We start from the raw sequence: 270 nt of genomic DNA, 5'->3' as shown, positions 1-270 counted from the left end.
GCACTCTTGAGTCGCTCGAGCGCTTCGAGAATCTTTGTCTTCCGCGCTTCGGCCTCTTCCCGCTTCTCGCGCTGCTCGTCGATCACTTCTTCCGGCGCACGCGCAACGAAGTCTGCGTTGCCGAGTTTGGCGTCGACGCGCTTGATGTCGGCCTCAGCCTTGGCAAGCTCCTTATCGAGCCTCGCCTTCTCGGCGGCCAAATCAACGACGCCCTTGAGCGGAATGGCGGCAACCTCACCGCGCACCAGCAGTTGAACCGATCCATCCGGA

At 61.9% G+C, this 270-nt stretch carries 1 protein-coding gene; it reads right to left on the bottom strand.

Translation table 11 applies throughout. From position 1 onward, the window contains the following. Positions 1 to 270, bottom strand: a 270-nt coding sequence (locus WDW90_RS39540; protein ID WP_336493048.1) for a hypothetical protein, incomplete at both ends; no start/stop codon positions are given.

The organism is Methylobacterium nigriterrae, assembly GCF_037106235.1.
In the GTDB taxonomy this organism is placed as follows: Bacteria; Pseudomonadota; Alphaproteobacteria; order Rhizobiales; family Beijerinckiaceae; genus Methylobacterium; species Methylobacterium nigriterrae.
Note: the sequence above shows the minus strand (reverse complement) of the source record. Positions and strands in the feature narration are given on the sequence as shown.